The organism is Lysobacter enzymogenes (assembly GCF_900106525.1).
Lineage (GTDB): Bacteria > Pseudomonadota > Gammaproteobacteria > Xanthomonadales > Xanthomonadaceae > Lysobacter > Lysobacter enzymogenes.
This window is the reverse complement of sequence record NZ_FNOG01000004.1, coordinates 240,007-258,808: the sequence shown is the minus strand read 5'-3', so window position 1 is coordinate 258,808 and position 18,802 is coordinate 240,007. Positions and strand designations below refer to the sequence as shown.

The following is an 18,802-nucleotide window of genomic DNA, read 5'->3' as shown; positions in this document are numbered from 1 at the left end:
CTTCGACCCGGGCGGCGGGGGCGATGCGCGAGCGCTTGCGCGCGTTCCCGATCCTGATGTCGGCCGCCAAGCTCGGCCGCTACCTTATCGCTGCGGCGATCGCCCTGCGCTGGCTGTGAGGGCGCCGGCGCGAACGCCAGCGGTCAACGCGCGACGGTGCAACTCACGTCCAGCGACACCGAAGCGCCGTCGGCCAGTTCGCCCAGCACCACGCCCTGGCCCATGAGCTCGGCGATCGGCACGGTCGCCGCAGGGCAGGCGGCACCGGTGCAGGGCACCGGGTCGGCGCAGCTCAGCCCGGCCAGCGCGCTGTCGCGCACCCTGGCGCCCGCGGCCGCGTCGGGCCCGTGATTGCTGACCTGGATGCGATAAGTGGTCAGGGCGCCGGCGACCACGCCGTCGTCCGCCAGATCGTTCGGCCCCTGCGCTGGCGTATTCGTCACCGCGACCGCCAGGTCGGAGTTGCTCAGTCGGGTGTTGGTGAAGGTGCAGCTCAGGTCGTCGTTGTCGGCCAGGGTCAGGGCGAACGACGCGCCGTCGCCCTGCGGCGCCTGGCCGCCGGCGAGGGCGTTGGTGCAGGCGTAGGTGCTGCGGTAGCGGCGCAGGTCGGTGCCTGGAGCGCTGGCGGCCGCGGTTTCGCTCAGCACATAGCGTCCCCCGCCGTTCGCGGCGACCAGCAGCGCGGGCGGCGAAGTCACTTGCGCGCCGCTGCCGGCGGTGGTTGCGCTCACGGTGCCGGCCGGCGCCGGCGGCGCGATCGCGAGTGTGAACTGATCGCCGGCATCCGCGCGGCCGCTGGGCGCGAACGCCTTGTTCAAGCGGATGCGCGCGGCGGGCAGGGCGGTCACGGAGATTTCGTCGTGCAGGGCGATGCGGGTGCGCGCGGAGCCACGGGTCGAATTCGAATCGGGACGGTACAGGCCCCATTTGGGATAGCCGAAGGCGCCGGTGGCCGTAGGATCCAAAGTGACGATGCCGGAGGCCGCGGCTCTGCGGGTGAAGCCGCTTTCGCCGGGCAGGCGCAGGTCGGCGGTGAAATATCCGGTCGGGGTATCGGTCCAGAGCACGTCGAAGCGCAGGTCGATCCAAGCGTTGTCGTAGGGACGTATGTCGTTGATCAGGACCGACTGGCTGTTGCCATAGCGCAGTATCAGCTGATTGCGCCTGACCCCGACGAACATGTCGGGCCCGCCCTGGGTGTGCTTGAACTGCCACACGACGTCGACCGACGCGATGCTGCCCGCCGTGTAGTCCTCCCAGTCCTTCAGCATCAGGCTGAACGCGTAGCGGCGATGGTCGCCGCTGCGGTATCTGGTCGGCAGCGTTCTCAATGCGGCGCTTTCGCTGCGCGGCTTGCCTTCGGAGACGTAGGCCGGGTCGTCGAGCACGACCTTATGGGCGATGGCGTAGCGGCCCGCGCGCGCCGTTTCGCTGACGAAGATGGCATCGGCCGCGCTGGCGTCGCTGGTGCTGAGATCGGGGATGCCGGAGTCGATCGTGCCCGATTCGTAGTCGACCCGGAGCAGGGGCGTCTGCGCCTGGACGCTCGAGAACGCGCAGGCGAACGCGAGCGCAAGCGCCGCGGCGGTGCGGCGCGACGCGCTGCGTGCGGGCACCGGGGACGAGGCGGGACGGGGAGGCGACATGGCTCGGCTTCGCTGCGAAAGGGGCGGTTTGCGGCGGGCGCCATGCCGGTCGCGGTGGACGCAGATTAGCAAAACGGGCGCCCCGGGCAAGTGCGGAAACACTTGTTTTTTTCGCTGTTTTCGCTGTTTTTCGCTGTGCTGGCGGATGCCGGGCGCCGGGGCGATGGTGATGCGTGCATCGAGTGCGCATCGATGCTTCATCGCGTACGCAGGCCGTGGCGGCCGGCGGCGTCCGGCCGGCCGGTCCCGCGTGCGGCCGGGCACGCGCATGGGTGCTAAAATCGAGACCTTCGCTGCAACGACGAGCCGCCGCCATGAGCACCGCCACCGCTTTTTATCCCATCGGCACCCCCGGCCAGCCCTGGGGTCCGGCCGAAGTCGCGCAATGGCGTTCGCGCCAGGTTCGGCATCGCAGCTATTTCGAGGAAGTGGCCAGCGTCATCGAGCGACTGGGCGAGCGTTACGAAAAGATCCAGTACGGCGAGCTCGACTACGGCGACGACGGCCGCTTCCCGCTGTTCGCGCTGAAGAGCCGCAACTGGAACGACGCGCTGCCGACGATGCTGGTCACCGGCGGCGTGCACGGCTACGAAACCAGCGGCGTGCACGGCGCGCTGCTGTTCCTGGACCAGGACGCCGGCGCCTATGCCGGCCGCATCAACCTGCTGGTGGCGCCGTGCGTGAGCCCGTGGGCGTACGAGCGCATCCATCGCTGGAATCCCGAGGCGATCGATCCCAACCGTTCGTTCCGCGACGATAGCCCGGCCGGCGAATCGGCCGCGCTGTGGGCGCTGGCGACGCCGCTGCGCGACGCCACGGCGATGCACATCGACCTGCACGAAACCACCGACAGCGACGAGACCGAGTTCCGCCCGGCGTTGGCCGCGCGCGACGGCAAGGCCTGCAAACAGGGCGAGATTCCCGACGGTTTCTACCTGGTCGGCGACAGCGAAGACCCGCAGCCGGAGTTCCAGCAGGCGATCATTGCCGAGGTCGAAAAGGTCACCCACATCGCCCCGGCCGACGCCAGCGGCGAGATCATCGGCTCGCCGGTGGTCGCGCGCGGCGTCATCGATTACCCGGTGAGCGAACTTGGCCTGTGCGCCGGCATCACCCGCGCGCGCTACCGCACCACCACCGAGGTCTATCCCGACAGCCCGCGCGCGACGCCGGAGCAGTGCAACCAGGCCCAGGCCGCGGCGGTGCGCGCGGCGATCGACTTCGCCCTGGCGCGGGGTTGAGCCGATGAAGGCGCGCGCGCTCGCTGCGATGCTCGCGTTGGCGATGCTGGCTGGCGCGAGCGCTTGCGCGCCGCAGCCGCCCGACGGGGCGGCCGACTCCTTGCGCAACGCCAAGCCGGTGCGCGGCGACGTCGCCTTCTATCTGGCGGCCGACGGCGACACCGCCGGCGCGCGGACGTTTCCGGTGCTGCGTCCTTACCCGGGCCAGCCGGCGCAAGTGGCGGTGAAGCCCGTGCCGGTGATCGCGCGCGGCCAGGTCGCCCTGGTCGCGTTGAGCGTCGACGAAAGCGGCCAAAGCGCGCTGGATCTGCAATTGACCGAGCCCGGCGCGCAGCGCCTGGCCCAGGTCACCCGCGACAACGTCGGCAAGCGCCTCGCCGTGGTGGTCGGCGCGATGGCGGTGAATGTGGCGACGATCCAGGGCGAAATCCCCGGCGGGCGCTTGCGCGTGAGCGGCTTGAACATGGCCGATGCGGAGGCGTTCGAGCGCGAGTTGGTGGTCGCCAAGTAATCGGTGCGAGCCAGCTACGCGGCCTGAGCGGTCAGGCGGCTTCCAGCACCTGTCTGACGTTCGCGATCGCGTTGCGGACTCGTTCGACCATCGGTGCGGGCCGGTGATGCAGTATCACCAGCCGCCCCAATGCGCGCGTCATGCCGACGTAAAGCAACCGAGCTTCCCGGTTCAAAGCCTCTGCGTCTTGTGAATGAGGCGTCGCGCACAGGCTGGGAATGAAGATAGTGTCGAACTCCAGGCCCTTGCTCGAATGCAGCGTCATGATTTTCGCGCTGGGCGGGCCGTCGAAAAGATGACGACGCTTATCGGCTCCTGCCAGGGCATGGGATACGCCTGCTTGCGACAACTTGCTGGCGACGCGTTCGGCGATGTGAGTGGTCCGGCAAACGATGCCGAAATCGTTGGCGCTGGCGCCTTGGGCGACGGCGGTACGGATGTGTTCTGCGATCAGCGCGGCTTCTGCCCACGGATCTGGGCACTGGACCAGCTCTGGCATCGGCCCGCGCCGGCCCGCGCTTTCGGGGGCGATCAATGGTACGTGGTCGTCGTCGCTTTCTTGTTCGCTCACCACCTCCTGCGCGAAAGCCTTCGCGGTGGCCAGGATTTCCAGAGTGTTTCGGTAGTTCAGGCGCAAGATTGTGGTCCGGCCTGGAGCTTGGATGCCGACGCTGGCGAAGCTGAATTTTCTGCGCGCTTGCCCTTCGTAAATGTTCTGGGCATCGTCGTAGAGCAGCAACAAAGAGTTGGTGTCCGGGTCCACCATCTGCACGACGAGTTTGAGCCATTCGGGCTTGAAGTCGTGACCTTCGTCGATCAGTACCGCGGCATACTGCGCTCGCGGGATCGCATTGCCGTCGACGCTTCGAATCACCGACTCGACCAGCGCGTCGGCGTACTGGGCGATCGACAGGTTCGACGAGGGTCTTTTTATCGCGTAGGCCGAAAGTTGCTGGCTGCACCACCCATGGAAATGGGCGACGAAGATCTTGTCGTCGATGCCGGAGCCGCGGACCATCTGTTCCAGGCGCGCGGCTAGGGTCTTGTTGAAGCACAAGACCAGGATCGGCTTGGCATAGCGCTTGGCTAGTTCGATGCAACGGTAGCCCAGGATCATGGTTTTGCCCGATCCGGCCACGCCGTGGATGACCCGGTGGCCATCGCCCATCGAGCGTGCGAGCTGCTCTTGCTGCAAGTCCATCACCCGAATCAGGTCCGGCACGCGTGCAAGATCCGGTTCCGATTCGGCGCGGGATTCGAACATTTTTCCTTGCTCGGGCACGCGCAGTTCGGGGAACAGCGCCCAGCGGAAGCGATCGATCTGCGGCGGGGTCAATGCGCAGGCGAACGGCATCATGAACATGTCCGCTAAGGCCTTGTGGAACGCGTCGGGATCCGCCGACTCGGCGATCTCGTCCTTGCACAGAACCAAGTGTGCCGGCATGACGTCCTCGAGGCCGGCTTCTTCGAATTGGCGCCGGGTAATGTTGGACAGCACGACGCCCCAGCCCCAAGGGGAGACGAGTTTTCCGGCGTAACGGTGGTCTTCGGGGTGGCGCAAAGCCTGATCGCGCTCAAGCAGCGCCTTGACCTCCAGCGCGCAACTGCGCGCCTGTACCAGCGGATTCTCGACAACGGATCGCCCGCGTTCGGTGTGCAACGTGACGCTGCTGCGGTCGATTGCGGCAATGGTGTCCAGTTTCCAGTCCTTCACTTCCAGGATCAGGAAACCGCTGTTGGGGTGCAGCACGATGAAGTCGGGATGGCGCTGGCGCGGGCCTATCGGAACGTCGTACCAGCACAGATGGGCCTCGTCGAGCTTGTCCTCCAGGCGCTGGGCGAAGCGTCGTTCGCCTGGGGTCATTCGCGGCAGGCAAGCATTGCGGCTGGGAATGAGTTTGCCCATGGGCCCGTCCTCCTTGGTCGCGGCCTTCCTGATGGCTGCCCCTACCTTAGCGCCTAATACGGAGCGTCGGGAGGAGGGGCATTCGAAACCGCGAAGTCGAGCGGGGCTTCGTCTAAGCGCCCGGCTGCACGCTCTGTACGGCATCGACGGCTGCGATCGTTTCTTCGAGCCACTGCGGATGCGTCAAATCGGTGCCAAATTGCGGCTCTGCCGTCTGACGTCTTTGCAACTGCAGCGGCCAGTAGCGGTAATCCACCGCTTGCGCGATCGCTTCGAGCTCCTCGAGTTCCAGGTCGTCTTCGTACAGCGCATCGAACAGCCGCGCCCACAGCCCGGCTTCGGTGCGCGCCAGGCATTCGACTTCGTCCGGCATTTCGATATCGAAGCGGACGAACTCCAATCCGTCGGGCCGCTCGCGCACGCCCAGCACCCAGTCGTTCCAGTCCCACAACGGAATCAACACCGGCCCCGCCGGCACTTCGGCGCCGCGATACACATAGAACGGCGTGCCCGTCTGGCAGCGCCACAACTGCGGATGCGGCAGTCGGCCCTCGGCCATCGCCCGCAGGGCCGGCGACAGCGGCAGTGCGCGCAGGCGCGCGAGGCGTTCGGATTCGGCGACGACGTTCATGGCGGCGGGCGGGAGGCGGGCCACGACTATAGACCGCTGTCTTGCGAGCGAACCAGCGCATAGCCAAGCCGCGTTCGCGCCGCACATCACCGCGCGAACGCGGCGACGCGCGGCGCGGGTGCGCTCATCCGGCGGGACGCACCGACACGCCCTGCACCTTGACCGGCTCGGCTGCCAGCGGGCCGGCCGGCACCACGCGGATGTTGAGTTGCGCCGCGCTCTTGGCGTTGGCGGCCTGGGTCAGCGCGCGCAAGGTCTTGGGCAAGGGCAGGGCGAAGGTGGTGTTGTGCGACATCTGCATGCCCGGCATGGTCGGGCCGAAGAAGGCCAAAGTGCCGGCGTAGTAGGGGCTGTCGGCGCTGGCGCCGGTCACGTCGTCCGGCGCGTTGACCAGCACGTCGAACTCGCGCGTCAGCGCCAGTTCGTCGGGACGTTCCATGGTGATCTCGGCGATCAGCGGCGCGGCGTCGTCCTGATGGTCGCGCACGGTCGCCGCCGGCAGCGCCAGCGAGGCGGCGCCGGCGTGCAGTTGCCCGTCGATCTCGGCGCTGGCGCCGAGCCGGCGGCGGTCCGCGGCGTCGAAGGAAAAGCCTTCGTAACCGCCCGGGCCGTAGTCGTAATCGAACCTGCGCTGGTCGACGTATTGGCCGGCCGTGGACGGCCCGACCGGCTTGCCGTCGGCGTCGACGTAGAACAGGAACGGTTCGTCCATGAACGCCTTGGCCTGATCGCCCTCGGGCAGGATCGGCCGGCCGTGGGCGAGCTGCTTGCGCGTCCACACGTCCCACAGCCGGTCCATGTTGGCGTGGTGGAGGAAGAAGATCGGATCCACCGGCGACAGGAAGTTGGTCATGTTGCCGTAGGGGCCCGGGTCGATGGCGTGCACGCCGCCGATGTAGTTGTGGACCTTGTTGTGCGGATAGCCCTCCAGGATCGAGAACTTCTGTCCCGACGCCGGCTGGACCAGATGCGAGGGCGCGACCGGGCTGGTGAAGCTCTGCGCCATCGACTCGGCCTGGAAGTGGGTGGGCAGCAGGCCCGCGCCGACCACCAGGCGCGACACCGCGAACTGGCTGCGCCAGTCGAGCCTGGCGTTGGACTTGCTCGGATAGCGCGCCGCGCAGGTCACCGCGAAGGCCTGGTTGCCGGTCAGGCCGGTCTGCTTGGCCGCGTAATAGCCGTTGACGTCGCACCAGGCCTCTTCGAAGGTGGTGTAGCCGCGCAGCTTGAGTTGCGCGCGCTGGTCGTCGTCGAGGCGCTCGAAGTAGCCGGCCATGGTCGGCTTGATGTAGTCGGTGAACAGCTTGAGGTTGCCGGTGAACGGCGCGTAGGCGCGGTCGGTCGGCGAGAGCACGCCGTCGAACATGCCCGCGGGCAGCTCGGGATGGCGGGTCCAGTCCCAGTACGGCAGGGCGAACTCGGGATCGCCGCTGAGCTCGCGCACGATCTTCTCGAAATAGCCGATGTAGCCGCGGTGCCAGACGTAGAACCACCAATTGCCGTGCGGGCAATCGAAGAAATGCACGAAGGCGTAGCGGAACCAGTTGCGCGGGTCGTCGACCGGCAGCTTGAGCATCGCCTCGATGCCGCGCGCGTAGCTGACGAGCATTTGCTGCCCCTCGGGGCTGGCGACGTCGTAGCGGCGCCAGCGCGCCGGCTCGGCGGCGCGGCCGGCGCCGGTGGCGGCGGCCAGGGCCGAGCCCAGCGGCAGCATCGCGGCGCCGGCGGCGCTGGCGGCGGTGGTCAGAAACTCGCGGCGGGTGTAATGCATCCTGCGCTCCTCTTGGGGGTGCGGTGCGGACGCGTCGCTCGGCCGCGGAGGGGGGGCGGGCGCACGACCGGTCGGACCTGAGCGGCCCGATGCGAGACGTGCGTGGCGATGTCCCCTGTCCGGTCGGCCTGGGCGCTGCGCCGGCCGCAACGGTGCGGCGTAGCAATGAACGCGGCGGCCGAGCGGCGACGGACAGCGCGGCGGCGGCAATCACGCGATTTGCCGCAGGCTTCACAAAAGCCTGAATGCGCGCACGCCGGCGGTGGCTTCTGGGGGCCTCTGCGGCCACGGTGGCGGTGGACTCTGGCCGACCGATATCATCGCGCCCAGTAACGGGCGGACCGGCGCGTTGTCGTCCGCCATTGTGCGCACGGCGGCGCCGGCTGCACCGGCCGCGACAGCACAGGGGGAAGTAAGGATGCGTGGCTTGATCTGGAAGATTTGGGCCAGCGGCGGTTTCGTGGCGCTGTTGGCGATGCTGTCGTGGACCCGCGCGCCGGCGCCCGGGCCGGCGCCGCAGGCGGCATCGGCCGCCTCCTCGGCGCCCGTAAGTGCGCCGGTTGGCGGCGCTCCGACACCGGCGCGCGCCGCCACTGCCGGCAGCGCCAGCGGCGCGCCCCAGACGGCGACGGGGGCGGGCGTGGCCGCGAGCGGTGGCTATGCCCTGATCGAAGGTACGCGCTACCGCCCGACCGTCGCCGACCCGGCGCTGGGGCAGGACGGCTATCAGATCTTCGGCTCGGTCGCGGTCGGCGACGTCAATGGCGACGGCCGCGACGATCTGGTCGCGACCACCGAAGACGGCACGATCCAGATGTTCCAGCAAAAACCCGAGGGCGGACTGAGTTTCCCGCCGCAGGTCTGGGCCTATCCCAACGGCGGCGTCCTGCAGCCCAACATGGCGATGTTGATCGATCTCAACCGCGACGGCGCCAAGGACATCGTCTCGCCGCGCCCGTACGTGCACGGCGAGCCGTCGGGCGTACTCGAGGTGCTGCTCTCCGACGGCCACGGCGGCTTCGCCAAGCGGCAGTTGCAGGGCCTCTCCCCGGAGAGCGGCATCGGCTACGTCATGGACATCGACCAGGACGGCATCGAGGACATCGTCGGACTGGTCAACCGGCCCGGCGCGGCCGGCGATTGCGGCCGTCCGGCCGGCGATCTGTGCCGATGGCTGCGCACGATGTACGGCGACGGCAACGGCGGCGTGCGAGCGATCGATCATCGGGTGCTGGGCGAGCCCCTGATCGTCGTGGTGCAGGCGCTGGATTTCGACGGCGACGGCCGTCGCGACCTGATCTATCGCGAAACCGCCATCGCCCCCAGCACTCGCGGCCTGTTTTGGCGGCGGCAACTGCCGCAAGGCGGGCTAGGGACGGCTGTGAGGCTGGGCGAGTTGCCGGTGTGGCCGTCGATCAACGTGGCCGTGGGCGACTTCAACGGCGACCGCCGGCTCGACTTCGCCACCGGCAGCCGCCAGGCCGGCGGTTCGACCCTGTCCCTGCGCTTGCCGTCGGGCGGGTTCGCGGCGCCGCAGCCGTATCCGGCGCATGAGGTGGAGTCGCACATGCTGGTCGCCGATTTCGACGGCGACGGGCGCGACGACATCGTCTCGGTGCAGCATCCGCCGGAGGCGCCGGACAACGTGGATGTGCTGGCTTACCAGCTCCAGCGCGACGGCGGGCTTAGCGCGCCGCAATACAACGGCCAATCGCATGCGCTGACCCAGATGCGCGGCGGAGAAGATCTGGCCCACGGCGATTTCAATGGCGACGGTTGCCTCGATGTGGCGGTGGCGGCCAATTACGAAGGCTTGGCGATCTACTACGGCAGCGGCTGCGGTCGAGCGCAGATGAGCTCGCAGGATTGCCGGATCGAGCAAAGTACCGTCGTCCAGGGCGCGGGTGCGCAGAGCGCGACGCTGGACGCTGCAGCGGCGACGCGGGCCGAATCGCCGGCGCCTCAGGCGCAGGCGCGCGAGTGGGCGCACGCGCAGGTTCGCGCGCGGATGCGCGGGCAGGCGCAAGGCTCGCGGACGGCGGCGTATTGACGCTGAGGCACGGCGATCATTTCACAGGGGGCGGTATTTATGCGTGGGTTGATCTGGAAGGTTTGGGCGAGCGTCGGCGTGGCCGGACTGGCGGCGGCGTTGTCGTCCGCGCGCGCGCCGGAGGCCCGGCCGGCGCCGCCGGTGGCTCAGATCGCCGCATCGGAGCAGGGCGCGCCGATCGGCGGCGCGCCGGCGCCGGCACGGTTGCGCGACGCCGCAGCGGCGGCGACGGGCGCGAACGCGAGTGCGTCCGGCGGCTATGCCTTGACCGAAGGGCCGCGTTATCGCCCGACGATCGCCGAGGACGCAATGGGATACGAGGGCTATCAGATCTTCGATCAAGTGGCGGTCGGCGACGTCAACGGCGACGGCCGCGACGACCTCGTCGCCACGACCCAGGACAACAGCGTCCACGTGTTCCTGCAGCAGCCGCAGGGCGGCCTGGCCTTGCCGCCGCAGGTCTGGCGTTTTCCGCACGACGGCCGCTTCCGCCAGATGACCTTGCAGCTGCTCGATCTGAACGGCGACGGCGCGCTGGACATCGTCGTCCCGCGCGCGCGATATACCAACGATGCGCCGGCGGCAGGGTTCAACGTACTGCTGTCCGACGGCCGCGGCGGCCTGAGCTTGCGCCAGTGGTTCGGCGAGACCCTCGTCGGCCGCACCATGGGTATGGACATCGACCAGGACGGCCACGACGACATCGTCGGCATCGTCGCGCGCACCGCCGCGCCGGGCGAATGCGTGCGCGAGTCCGGCGGCACGAGCTGCGAGCGTCTGCGCGTACTGTACAGCGACGGCCAGGGCGGCATCCGCGGCACCGCGGAACTGCCGCTCGGCCGCTCCGACGTGCGGGTGGCGGGCGTGCTGGACTTCGACGGCGACGGCCGGCGCGACATCGTCTACAGCGATGCCGACAAGCCGTTCGGCCCGCGTCGCCTGATGTGGCGGCGGCAGTTGCCGCAAGGCGGCCTGGGCGAGGCCACGGTGATCGGGGCGTGGCCGGGCTGGCTGCCGCTGGAAGCCAGCGTCGGCGACTTCAACGGCGACGGCCGATTGGACATCGTCACCGGCGGATACTACGAGGGGTCGGCCAACGTCTACACGCAGTTGCCCGGCGGCGGTTTCTCCGCGGCGCAACCGTTCCCGGCGAATCCGATGAAATCGCAGTTGCTGGTGGCCGACTTCGATGGCGACGGCCGCGCCGACCTGGTGTCGGTGCAGCAGGCGCCGGGCCTGCCCGAGGACCAGGTGGTGCTGGCGTATCACCTGCAGCGCGACGGTGCCCTGGCCGCGCCGCAGTGGAACGGAACCTCGCACGGTCCGACCCAGATCGGCGGACATCAGGGCGAACTCGCCTATGGCGATTTCAACGGCGACGGCTGTCGCGATGTGGCGGTGGCTGCGAATTACGAAGGCGTGATGTTCTACTACGGCAGCGGCTGCCAGCAGGCGGCGATCAGCTCGCAGGATTGCCGGACCGAACAGAACCAGCCGCTGACCGCGGCGTCGGCGGCGATGATCAGCCCGCCGACCGCGCAATCGCCGCTGCCGGTGAACAAGCCGGTGCAGGTGCCGCGGCAGGTGCGGATCCTGGACCCGGCGCGCAGCGAGCGCCAGGGCCAGACGCAGCGGCAGACGCAGTGGCAACGACGGCAGATGCTGCAGCGCCGGCAGGCGCTGGCGCAGCAGCGGCAGTTCCAGAGCCAGAATCGGCGCGGCGGCCTGTCGCGGCGCTTCACCGCGGCGCCGGCGCGCACGCCGATGCGCTTGTTGCGCTATTGGCGCAAGCGCTGACCGCGCGTTGAAAGACGCACGTGTCGACGCCGGTCGACACGTGTCGAAATGGGGAACGCCCATTCGTCGTGTCGGTAAGGGCCCGCTCCGCCGGGCCCGACCGACCCCGAACCGATGGAGCTGCCCATGCGCTTTTTGTCCCTGATCCGTATTGACGAAACCACCGCCCGCCCGCCGGACGAGCCGCTGCTGGCCAAGATGGGCGAGCTGATGGAAGCGATGACCCGCGAAGGCGTGCTGATCGAAACCGCCGGCCTGATGCCGAGCGCGAACGGCCGGCGCCTGCGCCTGCGCGGCGGACGCGTCGCCGCCACCGACGGCCCGTTCGCCGAGAGCAAGGAAGTGATCGGCGGCTACGCCTTGTTCGAAGCGCCCGACCTCGACGCCGCGACCGCACTGACGCGCCGCTTCCTCGACGCCCACGGCGACGGCTGGGATCTGGAATGCGAAGTGCGGCCGCTGATGCCGGACAACGCCTGCGGCTAAGCCTCCGTCAAGCCTCCTGTAGGAGCGACGCGAGTCGCGACCGCGACAACGCAACTGCGCCGAAACTTTCGTCGTACCGGTGTTGTCGCGGTCGCGGCTCGCGCCGCTCCTGCAGGAAGCTAACAGCGCGCAACCGCAGCGGTGCGGATGCTAGTCTGTCGCGCCCCGATAAGGAGATCGCGCCGCATGAAACGTCCCGTCGCCCTGGCCCTGCTGGCCTGCGCGCTGTTGCCGCTGGCCGCGTTCGCTGCCGACGAAGCGGCCCTGGAAAAAGGCCTCACCGACGCGCTGCGCTACGACCGCGCCAAGGGCGAACGCGTCGCGCCGTCGGGCCCGGCGTTGCAGGCCTACATCCAGGCCGGCTATCTCGACCTCAAGCCCAGCGTGCGCGCCGACTACACCGACTACCGCGTGCTCAAGAAGCCGGCGCCGTTCATGGGCCAGAGCCTGGTGCTGGTGGAAGAGGAATACATGAGCCAGTACATCGGCTGCTGCGTCGACGAAGGCGTCAGCGCGGTGGTGCGGGTGGCCGGCAGCACCGCGGCGATGGAAAAATTCGCCAAGGCCAACGCCTGCACCTTCCAGCCCAAGTACGACCCGGCCGAAGAACTGACCGGCCGCAACCTCGGCCTGTCCCTGCCGGTGGGCCGCTACGCCAAGCTCAGCTGCCACGAGAACGACGCCAATCGCTGAGCCTGCGCGAAACCCCTGTAGGAGCGGCGCGAGCCGCGACCAACCGCAGCGACGCACGCAAGCGATCGATCCGAAGTCCGGTAAAGCAGAAAAGCCGAAGCCCGATTGTCCGGGCTTCGGCGAGGAACGTGGTATGGCGTCGCTGCGGTTGGTCGCGGCTCGCGCCGCTCCTACAGGGAGATACCCGGCAACTCAGCGGTTGGTCGCCGGCCCGTTGACGCCGACGTAGCCGTTCGCGCACCCGGTGGTGCAGGTGGTGGCGAGCATGTTGTAGACGATGCGCCCGGCGTTGGTCTTGGAGCGGAAATGGCCGACGCCGCTGCTGGTGTCGCCGCCGCCGATGTTGTACGGGCTGCCGTCGCTCCAGTCCCAGTCGTAGGCGTACGCGGACGAACCGAAGCCGATGTCCACCTGCGCCTTGAGGTTGCTGGCGGTGGCGAACAGCGCGCTGTCGGCGCAGCCGGCCGAATAGCTGGTGGTGAAGCACTGGATCTGGTCGTAGCGCCCGGCGGTGATGGTGTAGAACGCGATGCCGCTGTAGAACGCCGGCATCGCCCGCAGGCTGTTGCTGCCGCTGCCGGTCCAGCGGTTGTAGCCGTAGAAGGCCACGCCGGTGCTCGGGTACAGGCCGAAGGTGTAGTAGTCGTAGGGGAAGGCGTAGGCCTCGGCGTTGCAGGTCGGCGCGTACGGCGACTGGTAGCCGGTGCTCAGGCAGGTCTGCAGGCCGCGCAGGCCGCCGCCGATGTTGACGAAGCGGCGCACGCTGGCCTGGTAGCCGTGATAGCGCAGCATCGCCAGCGCCATCGACGAGCCCAGCGAATGGGCGACGATGTCGACCTGGCTGCGGCCGGTGTAGAGCTTGACCTTGTCGATGAAGGTCTTGAGCACCTGGTACTTGGCCGGCTGGTGGTAGTTGTACTGCGGCGCGGCGCGTTCGTCGGCGTCGAGGTAGGTGATGCCGAACAGTTCGCAGTCGTTGTAGCCGCGCGCCTTGAGCTCGTCGTAGACCGAGTTGGCCGGCGTGGCGTAGCCGGTCACTGCGGCCGGCGGCATGTCGAAGCTGATCGCGCTGTCGCCGTTGCCGGCGATGAACACCACCGGCGTGCGCGTGGCGACGCAGTCGCCGCCGCCGAAGCCGCCGCTGCCCACGCCGGGTGCGAAGCCGCCGGCGTATTGGCTGGCCGCGCCCTGGCAGGTGTAGCCGTTGTTGGCGCCGCAATCGAGCGCGTAGGCGTTGCTGGGCGCCAGTGCGGCGAAGCCGCCGGCGGCGGCCAGGGCCAGCGTCGCGGCGCTGGCGGAAAACCATCGGAGCGTGCTGCGGAACATGCGCGTTTCCCTCCCCAGGGCGTGTGCGCGGCCGCGGCGGGCGCCGGGCCGTCCGGACAACGCATCGATGCTGGACCCGCGCGGCAGGCTTGGGTATTGCACCAAAGGGCGGGGGCAGGAGCGGCCGCGGGCATGCCGCAAGCGAGCGCGTCGGTCGCAGCGACCCGCGCACCGGCGTTGCGAACGCTCGTATCGGCCCGCATCGCCGCGCGGTCGCCAATCCCGGCGCCATCGCCTACCATGACCGGCGCGCCACCGACCGCGGCGCGTCCAGGACTGTGAGCCGCATGACCACTTCGCTGATCGTCGTCGACGATTTCTTCGGCCACGCCGAAGAACTGCGCCAGGCCGGCCTCCGGCTGACCTATCCCGACCAGCAAGGCGCGTTCCCGGGCCGCAATTCGCAGGAGCGCATCGAACTCGACGGCCTGGACCAGCACGTTTCCAGCATCGTCGGCGAACGGGTCAAGACCATCTCGCCGCTGGGCTCGCACGCCAAGTTCCGCATCACCCAGGCCAGCGACGAAGGCCGCGGCAAGGTGCACGTGGACCCGGGCTATTGGTCCGGCGTGCTGTACCTGAGCCGGCCGGAGGATTGCCGCGGCGGCACCGAGTTCTTCCGCCACCGCCGCACCCAGACCGACCGCCGGCCGATGAACGACCAGGAGCTGGCGAAACTGGGCTACGCCTCGATCGACGAAGCGCACCAGGACATCATCGAACGCGACGGCATGGACGACAGCTGCTGGGAGCCGACCATGACCGTACCGATGCGCTTCAACCGCCTGGTGCTGCTGCGGCCGTGGCTGTGGCACACGGCCGGCCCGGGTTTCGGCGACCGCCCCGAGAACGCGCGCTTCGTCTATCTGATGTTCTTCGCCGCGGGCTGAGCGCGGCGCTCACGGCGCCGTCGCGCGCTGGCCGATCTGGGCGGCGAATTCGTCCAGATCGACGCTGTCGGTATTGGCCAGGATCACCACGGTCAGCTCCGCGTCGAGATCGCGATAGAGCTGCGCCTGCGCGCCGGCGATGGCGCCCGGGCGCCGGGCGATGCGGTGCGCGCCGTCGGCGCTTTGCACGGTGTAGCTCCACAGCCCGTAGCCGTAGTGGTCCAGCCCCGGGCTCAGCATCAGCGCCAGCGATTCGGGCCGCAGCAGGCGCCCGCCGAACAGCGCCTCGGCGAAGGCCAGGGTGTCGTCGGCGCTGGAGTACAGCGCGCCGGCCGCATACCAGTTCTCCGGATACATCGGCGGGTCGCGGCGCAGCGGGCCGCCGGGTTCGAGGTGGTAGTAAGTGTCGGCCAGCCGCGCGACCAGCGCCTGCGAGCGCAACACGCCGGTGTCGCGCAACCCCAGCGGATCGAGGATGCGCTCGCGCAGGATCTGTTCGTAGCTGCGGCCGTAGGCGCGCTCGAGGATCTTGCCCAGGATCACGTAGTCGCCGTTGTTGTAGTCGAAGACCTTGCCCGGCGCGTGCACCAGCGCGCCGCTGCAGAATCGGTCCAGCAACTGCTGGCTGGTGTAGGGCTTCTGATACGGCGGCAGGCCTTCGCGCAATGCCTGCTCGGCGGTCTTGACCTGATCGAAGTTGCTCAGGCCGGAGGTGTGGTTGAGCAACTGCCGCAGCTCGACCCGGTCGCGCGCGGGGCCGCGGTAGTCGGGCAGGTAACGGCCGATGCTCGCGTCCAGGTCGAGGCGCCCCTGCTCGTGCGCCTGCAGCACCAGCACCGCGGTGAACAGTTTGGTGATCGAGGCGATCTTGTAGCGGGTGTCGGCCGCGTTGGGCGCCGCGAACGCGCGCTGGGCGAGGCCGAAGCTGCGCCGATAATCCGGCTGGCCGCGCTGGCGGACCAGCAGGGTGCCGCTGAAGTCGTGGGCCTGGGCGTATTCGGCGATGAAGCGTTCCGGAATCGCGGCGGCCGCCGCGGCGGCGTGCAGCAACGACAGCGACAGCAGCAGACGCGGCAGCAACGAGCGATGCATGGCGGATTCTCCGTACCGGCTCGGGCGATCGGACTTCGTCGCGCCAGGGCGGGGCGAAGCGGGTGGGCCAGGACAGCGATGCGCCGGCTCGGCGCGCGGTTGCGGCGGCGAACACCGCTGCGCTCGGCCCGGCGCGAGGCCGGGCCGAGCGCTCAGTGCGATGCGGCTTCAGCGCGCGGCGGGCGGCTCCTGGGTCAGCGGCCGCACATAGGTCAGCAGGCTGGTCAGCAGCTTGCCGGGCTCTTCCCACTGCATCATGTGCGAGGAGCGCTCGAACCAGACGCCGCGCTTGTACGGCGCCTTGACCCGGCCGAGCCAGGTCTCCACCGGCTGCGCCGGCGTGGTGTAGTCGTGGCGGCCCATGAACATCACCACCGGGATCGGGAATTCGCGCACCCCGCTCATGTCCACCGCCAGGAACTCCGGCAGGATCTTGCCGAGGGTGAACACATTGCCGGCGTCGACCGCGGCGCGTTCGCAATCGTCGCTGTAGTCCGGCGACAGCTTCGGTGCGCGGTAGTAGTACGGCGATTCGTCGCGGTAGGCGGTCAGCCCGCCGTAGTACTGCGACCACTTGCGCGCGGTGATGATGCGTTCGCGGGTCACCGGCTGGTCGCCAGGGTAGGGCGCGATGGTCTTCATCTCCTCGACCGCAGCGGTGTTGCCGCGGGCCAAGGCCTGCTGCATGCCGAAGTCGAAGCTGAGCTGCTCGTTCTCCATCACCTTGATCGCCTGGCCGATGCCGACGTAGGCGTAGAACAGGTCCGGACGCTTGAGCGCGGCCTGCATGCCGACGATGGTGCCCCAACTGTGGCCGGCCAGCACGATCTTGCGCTTGCCGTAGCGCTTGCGCACGTGTTCGGCGACTTCGATGGCGTCGTCGACGTAGGTGGCGATGTGGATGGTGTCGGCGTAGCTCTGCGGATCTTGCAGGGTGTAGGTCTTGCCGGCGCCGCGCTGGTCGTAGTTGACCACGGTGAAGTATTCCTCCAGCGGGCGCTGGAACTGCCACAGGGCCGGGATCAGCGGCGAGGCTGGGCCGCCGTGGACGAACAGCAGGATCGGATTGTCGCGATCCTGGCCGCGCACGTTGATCCACTGCTGGATGCCGCCGATCGGCGCGGCATAGGCTTCCTGCACGCCGCTGGGCGCGACGATGCGGTCGAGATCCTCGATGACTGCGCGGGCTTCGGCGTATTTGCCGGTGTCCTTGCATTCGGTGGCGGCGGCCGGCGCGGCGGCGCAGGCGGCGGACAGCAGCAGGGCGAGCAGGGCGGGGGTTGTGCGCATGGCGATGGTCCTGGCCTGGGTTTACGACCTTGGATACGTCCGCCGCGACGACGGTTGCAATCCCCCTGTAGGAGCGGCGCAAGCCGCGACCGCGACAACGCAGCTACGACGAAGGTTGCGGCGCAGTCGGGTTGTCGCGGTCGCGGCTCGCGCCGGTCCTACAGGGGCTTCGGGACGCGGCGCGGCATTGCGCTGTCCGCCCGCGCGGCGGCGGCGCGTTGTACCCGTTTGTCGCTGCGCGGCGTCGGGGCGATCCCGATGCCGCGGGCCTGGACTGGATAGCGAAGGACTGCCTATGACCGGATCCGCATTGCGCGCGGGACTCGCCCGCGCCTGAGCGCGCGGCGCTCGCCGCCGCCCGCCCGTTTCCCGCCGATATCGCTTCCCACCGATATCGCGCGACCCGTCTTGCGGGCCGCGCGCGGACGGCTGCGGCCGTGCGCGCGGCCGCAAGCCCGGCGCAGGCCGCGACGCGGCGCGCCGGCGTCAGTGTGGTCTCACTCAACTCAAGGAGCCGAACATGAATCGCCGCACTTCCCGTCATGCCCTGATCCGTTGCGCGCTCACCGCCGTGCTCGCCGCCGCCGTGCCGGCCGCGACCGCCGCGACCCTGGACTGCGCCAACTACACCTCCGCTGTCACGCCCGCGCCGTTCAACACCTGGACCGCGGTGGATGCGTACTGTCCCTCCGACCGCACCGCCACCGGCGGCGGCTACTACTTCCACGAGGGCAGCCTCGGCGTGCCCGGCATCTGGGTGATGCATATCCCGCTGAGCAACGGCTGGCGGACATGGGTCGACAACCAGAACAGCACGCCGCGCAACGTGCAGACCTATGTGCGTTGCTGCAAGGTGATCTGAGCGCGCTCGCGCGATGACGAAAAAGGCGGCCGCACGGCCGCCTTTTTCTCAGGCTTTTTCTCAGGCGCCGCCGCGCTCAAGGCAGACGCGTGCCCTGGTCGGCCACCGCCAGCCACTGCCAGCCGTCGTGGGTGTAGGTCACCCCGGTCATCGCGCGCTGGCGATAACCGATGCGCGGGATTTCGTACACGGTCTCGTACACGATGTAGGCCGAGCGGCAGCCGTCGACCACCCGATAGCGCTCGCTCCAGCTCCACTTGGCCTCGCGGTTCTGGAAGTGGCTGGCCAGCGCGGCCATGATCGCGTCGATGCCGGTGCGCACCGCGCCGCTGTCGAACACGGTCACCGCGCGCGCGTCGTGGCCGGCGCGGAAGGTTTCGGCGTCGTAGTCGCGGAAGGATTCCATGTCCACGCGCTGGGCAGTGTCGAACTGGCGCGCGCACCAGCGGTGCAGCGGGTTCTGCGGCGCGTTCGCGCTGATGTTCGCGCTGGCGCCCGGCCCGGCGGCGCAGGCGGCGGCGCTGGCGCCGCCCAATGCGATGGCGCTGGCGAGAACCAAGGCGATGCGGCGGAAACGATAGTGCGAGAGATCCATGGCGCGCTCCTGTCT

The 18,802-nt window shown here is 69.1% G+C and carries 16 protein-coding genes; 8 read left to right on the top strand and 8 right to left on the bottom strand.

Annotated features, from left to right (window positions below; translation table 11 throughout):
- Positions 1 to 143 precede the first annotated feature (143 nt).
- Entirely contained in the window at positions 144 to 1,916 is a 1,773-nt protein-coding gene (locus BLU84_RS12035) for a heparin lyase I family protein (protein WP_083382523.1), read from the bottom strand.
- 44 nt (positions 1,917 to 1,960) lie between these two features.
- Here BLU84_RS12035 and BLU84_RS12030 point away from each other — a divergent pair, with 44 nt between their 5' ends.
- Both BLU84_RS12030 and BLU84_RS12025 read left to right on the top strand, forming a co-directional pair.
- Positions 1,961 to 2,887, top strand: coding sequence for a M14 family metallopeptidase (locus BLU84_RS12030; RefSeq protein WP_074867114.1), 927 nt, complete (start codon positions 1,961 to 1,963; stop codon positions 2,885 to 2,887).
- A 4-nt stretch (positions 2,888 to 2,891) separates the two neighbouring features.
- Positions 2,892 to 3,398 carry a SecDF P1 head subdomain-containing protein gene (locus BLU84_RS12025; RefSeq protein WP_074867112.1) on the top strand — a complete coding sequence of 169 codons (507 nt, stop codon included), beginning with the start codon at positions 2,892 to 2,894 and terminating at the stop codon, positions 3,396 to 3,398.
- 31 nt (positions 3,399 to 3,429) lie between these two features.
- Here BLU84_RS12025 and BLU84_RS12020 read toward each other — a convergent pair whose 3' ends face one another.
- The 3 genes from BLU84_RS12020 to BLU84_RS12010 all read right to left on the bottom strand — a co-directional run bounded on the left by BLU84_RS12020 (position 3,430) and on the right by BLU84_RS12010 (position 7,706).
- Positions 3,430 to 5,304 (bottom strand): DEAD/DEAH box helicase, encoded by a 1,875-nt coding sequence (locus BLU84_RS12020; RefSeq protein ID WP_233431125.1) that lies wholly within the window; start codon positions 5,302 to 5,304, stop codon positions 3,430 to 3,432.
- A gap of 112 nt (positions 5,305 to 5,416) precedes the next feature.
- On the bottom strand, positions 5,417 to 5,935 hold the full coding sequence (locus BLU84_RS12015; RefSeq protein ID WP_074867108.1) for a hypothetical protein: 519 nt from the start codon (positions 5,933 to 5,935) through the stop codon (positions 5,417 to 5,419).
- A 124-nt stretch (positions 5,936 to 6,059) separates the two neighbouring features.
- Complete coding sequence (locus BLU84_RS12010; protein ID WP_074867106.1) at positions 6,060 to 7,706, bottom strand: tyrosinase family protein; 1,647 nt, start codon at positions 7,704 to 7,706, stop codon at positions 6,060 to 6,062.
- Between the two features lie 427 nt (positions 7,707 to 8,133).
- Between BLU84_RS12010 and BLU84_RS12005 the strand changes: the two genes are divergently transcribed.
- From BLU84_RS12005 to BLU84_RS11990, 4 genes are all read left to right on the top strand, one after another.
- Complete coding sequence (locus BLU84_RS12005) at positions 8,134 to 9,756, top strand: FG-GAP repeat domain-containing protein (RefSeq protein WP_074867104.1); 1,623 nt, start codon at positions 8,134 to 8,136, stop codon at positions 9,754 to 9,756.
- Between the two features lie 39 nt (positions 9,757 to 9,795).
- Positions 9,796 to 11,553, top strand: coding sequence for an FG-GAP repeat domain-containing protein (locus BLU84_RS12000; RefSeq protein WP_139174949.1), 1,758 nt, complete (start codon positions 9,796 to 9,798; stop codon positions 11,551 to 11,553).
- 126 nt (positions 11,554 to 11,679) lie between these two features.
- Entirely contained in the window at positions 11,680 to 12,039 is a 360-nt protein-coding gene (locus BLU84_RS11995; protein ID WP_211664530.1) for a YciI family protein, read from the top strand.
- A gap of 186 nt (positions 12,040 to 12,225) precedes the next feature.
- Entirely contained in the window at positions 12,226 to 12,732 is a 507-nt protein-coding gene (locus BLU84_RS11990) for a hypothetical protein (RefSeq protein WP_074867100.1), read from the top strand.
- A 192-nt stretch (positions 12,733 to 12,924) separates the two neighbouring features.
- Here BLU84_RS11990 and phaZ7 read toward each other — a convergent pair whose 3' ends face one another.
- Positions 12,925 to 14,058 carry an extracellular native short-chain-length polyhydroxyalkanoate depolymerase PhaZ7 gene (phaZ7, locus tag BLU84_RS11985; RefSeq protein WP_083382521.1) on the bottom strand — a complete coding sequence of 378 codons (1,134 nt, stop codon included), beginning with the start codon at positions 14,056 to 14,058 and terminating at the stop codon, positions 12,925 to 12,927.
- Between the two features lie 278 nt (positions 14,059 to 14,336).
- On the opposite strand from phaZ7, the gene BLU84_RS11980 reads away from it, so the two are divergent.
- Positions 14,337 to 14,948 (top strand): DUF6445 family protein, encoded by a 612-nt coding sequence (locus BLU84_RS11980; protein WP_324610480.1) that lies wholly within the window; start codon positions 14,337 to 14,339, stop codon positions 14,946 to 14,948.
- Positions 14,949 to 14,957: 9 nt separating this feature from the next.
- Here the strand turns inward: BLU84_RS11980 and BLU84_RS11975 are convergent, their stop codons facing one another.
- Entirely contained in the window at positions 14,958 to 16,040 is a 1,083-nt protein-coding gene (locus BLU84_RS11975; RefSeq protein WP_074867096.1) for a serine hydrolase domain-containing protein, read from the bottom strand.
- Between the two features lie 168 nt (positions 16,041 to 16,208).
- Positions 16,209 to 17,330: an alpha/beta fold hydrolase gene (locus tag BLU84_RS11970; protein ID WP_074867093.1), complete on the bottom strand. Its 1,122-nt coding sequence runs from the start codon at positions 17,328 to 17,330 to the stop codon at positions 16,209 to 16,211.
- 520 nt (positions 17,331 to 17,850) lie between these two features.
- Between BLU84_RS11970 and BLU84_RS11965 the strand changes: the two genes are divergently transcribed.
- Positions 17,851 to 18,192, top strand: a complete 342-nt coding sequence (locus tag BLU84_RS11965) for a hypothetical protein (protein WP_074867090.1) — start codon at positions 17,851 to 17,853, stop codon at positions 18,190 to 18,192.
- Positions 18,193 to 18,268: 76 nt separating this feature from the next.
- Here the strand turns inward: BLU84_RS11965 and BLU84_RS11960 are convergent, their stop codons facing one another.
- On the bottom strand, positions 18,269 to 18,787 hold the full coding sequence (locus BLU84_RS11960; protein WP_074867088.1) for a hypothetical protein: 519 nt from the start codon (positions 18,785 to 18,787) through the stop codon (positions 18,269 to 18,271).
- Positions 18,788 to 18,802: the final 15 nt, after the last annotated feature.

What these genes read in the sequence shown, in the direction of transcription:
- BLU84_RS12035 (WP_083382523.1), bottom strand. Translation starts at nt 1,916, where the DNA reads ATGCGCGTGCCCGGCCGCACGCGGGACCGGCCGGCCGGACGCCGCCGG.
- BLU84_RS12030 (WP_074867114.1), top strand. Translation starts at nt 1,961, where the DNA reads ATGAGCACCGCCACCGCTTTTTATCCCATCGGCACCCCCGGCCAGCCC.
- BLU84_RS12025 (WP_074867112.1), top strand. Translation starts at nt 2,892, where the DNA reads ATGAAGGCGCGCGCGCTCGCTGCGATGCTCGCGTTGGCGATGCTGGCT.
- BLU84_RS12020 (WP_233431125.1), bottom strand. Translation starts at nt 5,304, where the DNA reads ATGGGCAAACTCATTCCCAGCCGCAATGCTTGCCTGCCGCGAATGACC.
- BLU84_RS12015 (WP_074867108.1), bottom strand. Translation starts at nt 5,935, where the DNA reads ATGAACGTCGTCGCCGAATCCGAACGCCTCGCGCGCCTGCGCGCACTG.
- BLU84_RS12010 (WP_074867106.1), bottom strand. Translation starts at nt 7,706, where the DNA reads ATGCATTACACCCGCCGCGAGTTTCTGACCACCGCCGCCAGCGCCGCC.
- BLU84_RS12000 (WP_139174949.1), top strand. Translation starts at nt 9,796, where the DNA reads ATGCGTGGGTTGATCTGGAAGGTTTGGGCGAGCGTCGGCGTGGCCGGA.
- BLU84_RS11995 (WP_211664530.1), top strand. Translation starts at nt 11,680, where the DNA reads ATGCGCTTTTTGTCCCTGATCCGTATTGACGAAACCACCGCCCGCCCG.
- BLU84_RS11990 (WP_074867100.1), top strand. Translation starts at nt 12,226, where the DNA reads ATGAAACGTCCCGTCGCCCTGGCCCTGCTGGCCTGCGCGCTGTTGCCG.
- phaZ7 (WP_083382521.1), bottom strand. Translation starts at nt 14,058, where the DNA reads ATGTTCCGCAGCACGCTCCGATGGTTTTCCGCCAGCGCCGCGACGCTG.
- BLU84_RS11975 (WP_074867096.1), bottom strand. Translation starts at nt 16,040, where the DNA reads ATGCATCGCTCGTTGCTGCCGCGTCTGCTGCTGTCGCTGTCGTTGCTG.
- BLU84_RS11970 (WP_074867093.1), bottom strand. Translation starts at nt 17,330, where the DNA reads ATGCGCACAACCCCCGCCCTGCTCGCCCTGCTGCTGTCCGCCGCCTGC.
- BLU84_RS11965 (WP_074867090.1), top strand. Translation starts at nt 17,851, where the DNA reads ATGAATCGCCGCACTTCCCGTCATGCCCTGATCCGTTGCGCGCTCACC.
- BLU84_RS11960 (WP_074867088.1), bottom strand. Translation starts at nt 18,787, where the DNA reads ATGGATCTCTCGCACTATCGTTTCCGCCGCATCGCCTTGGTTCTCGCC.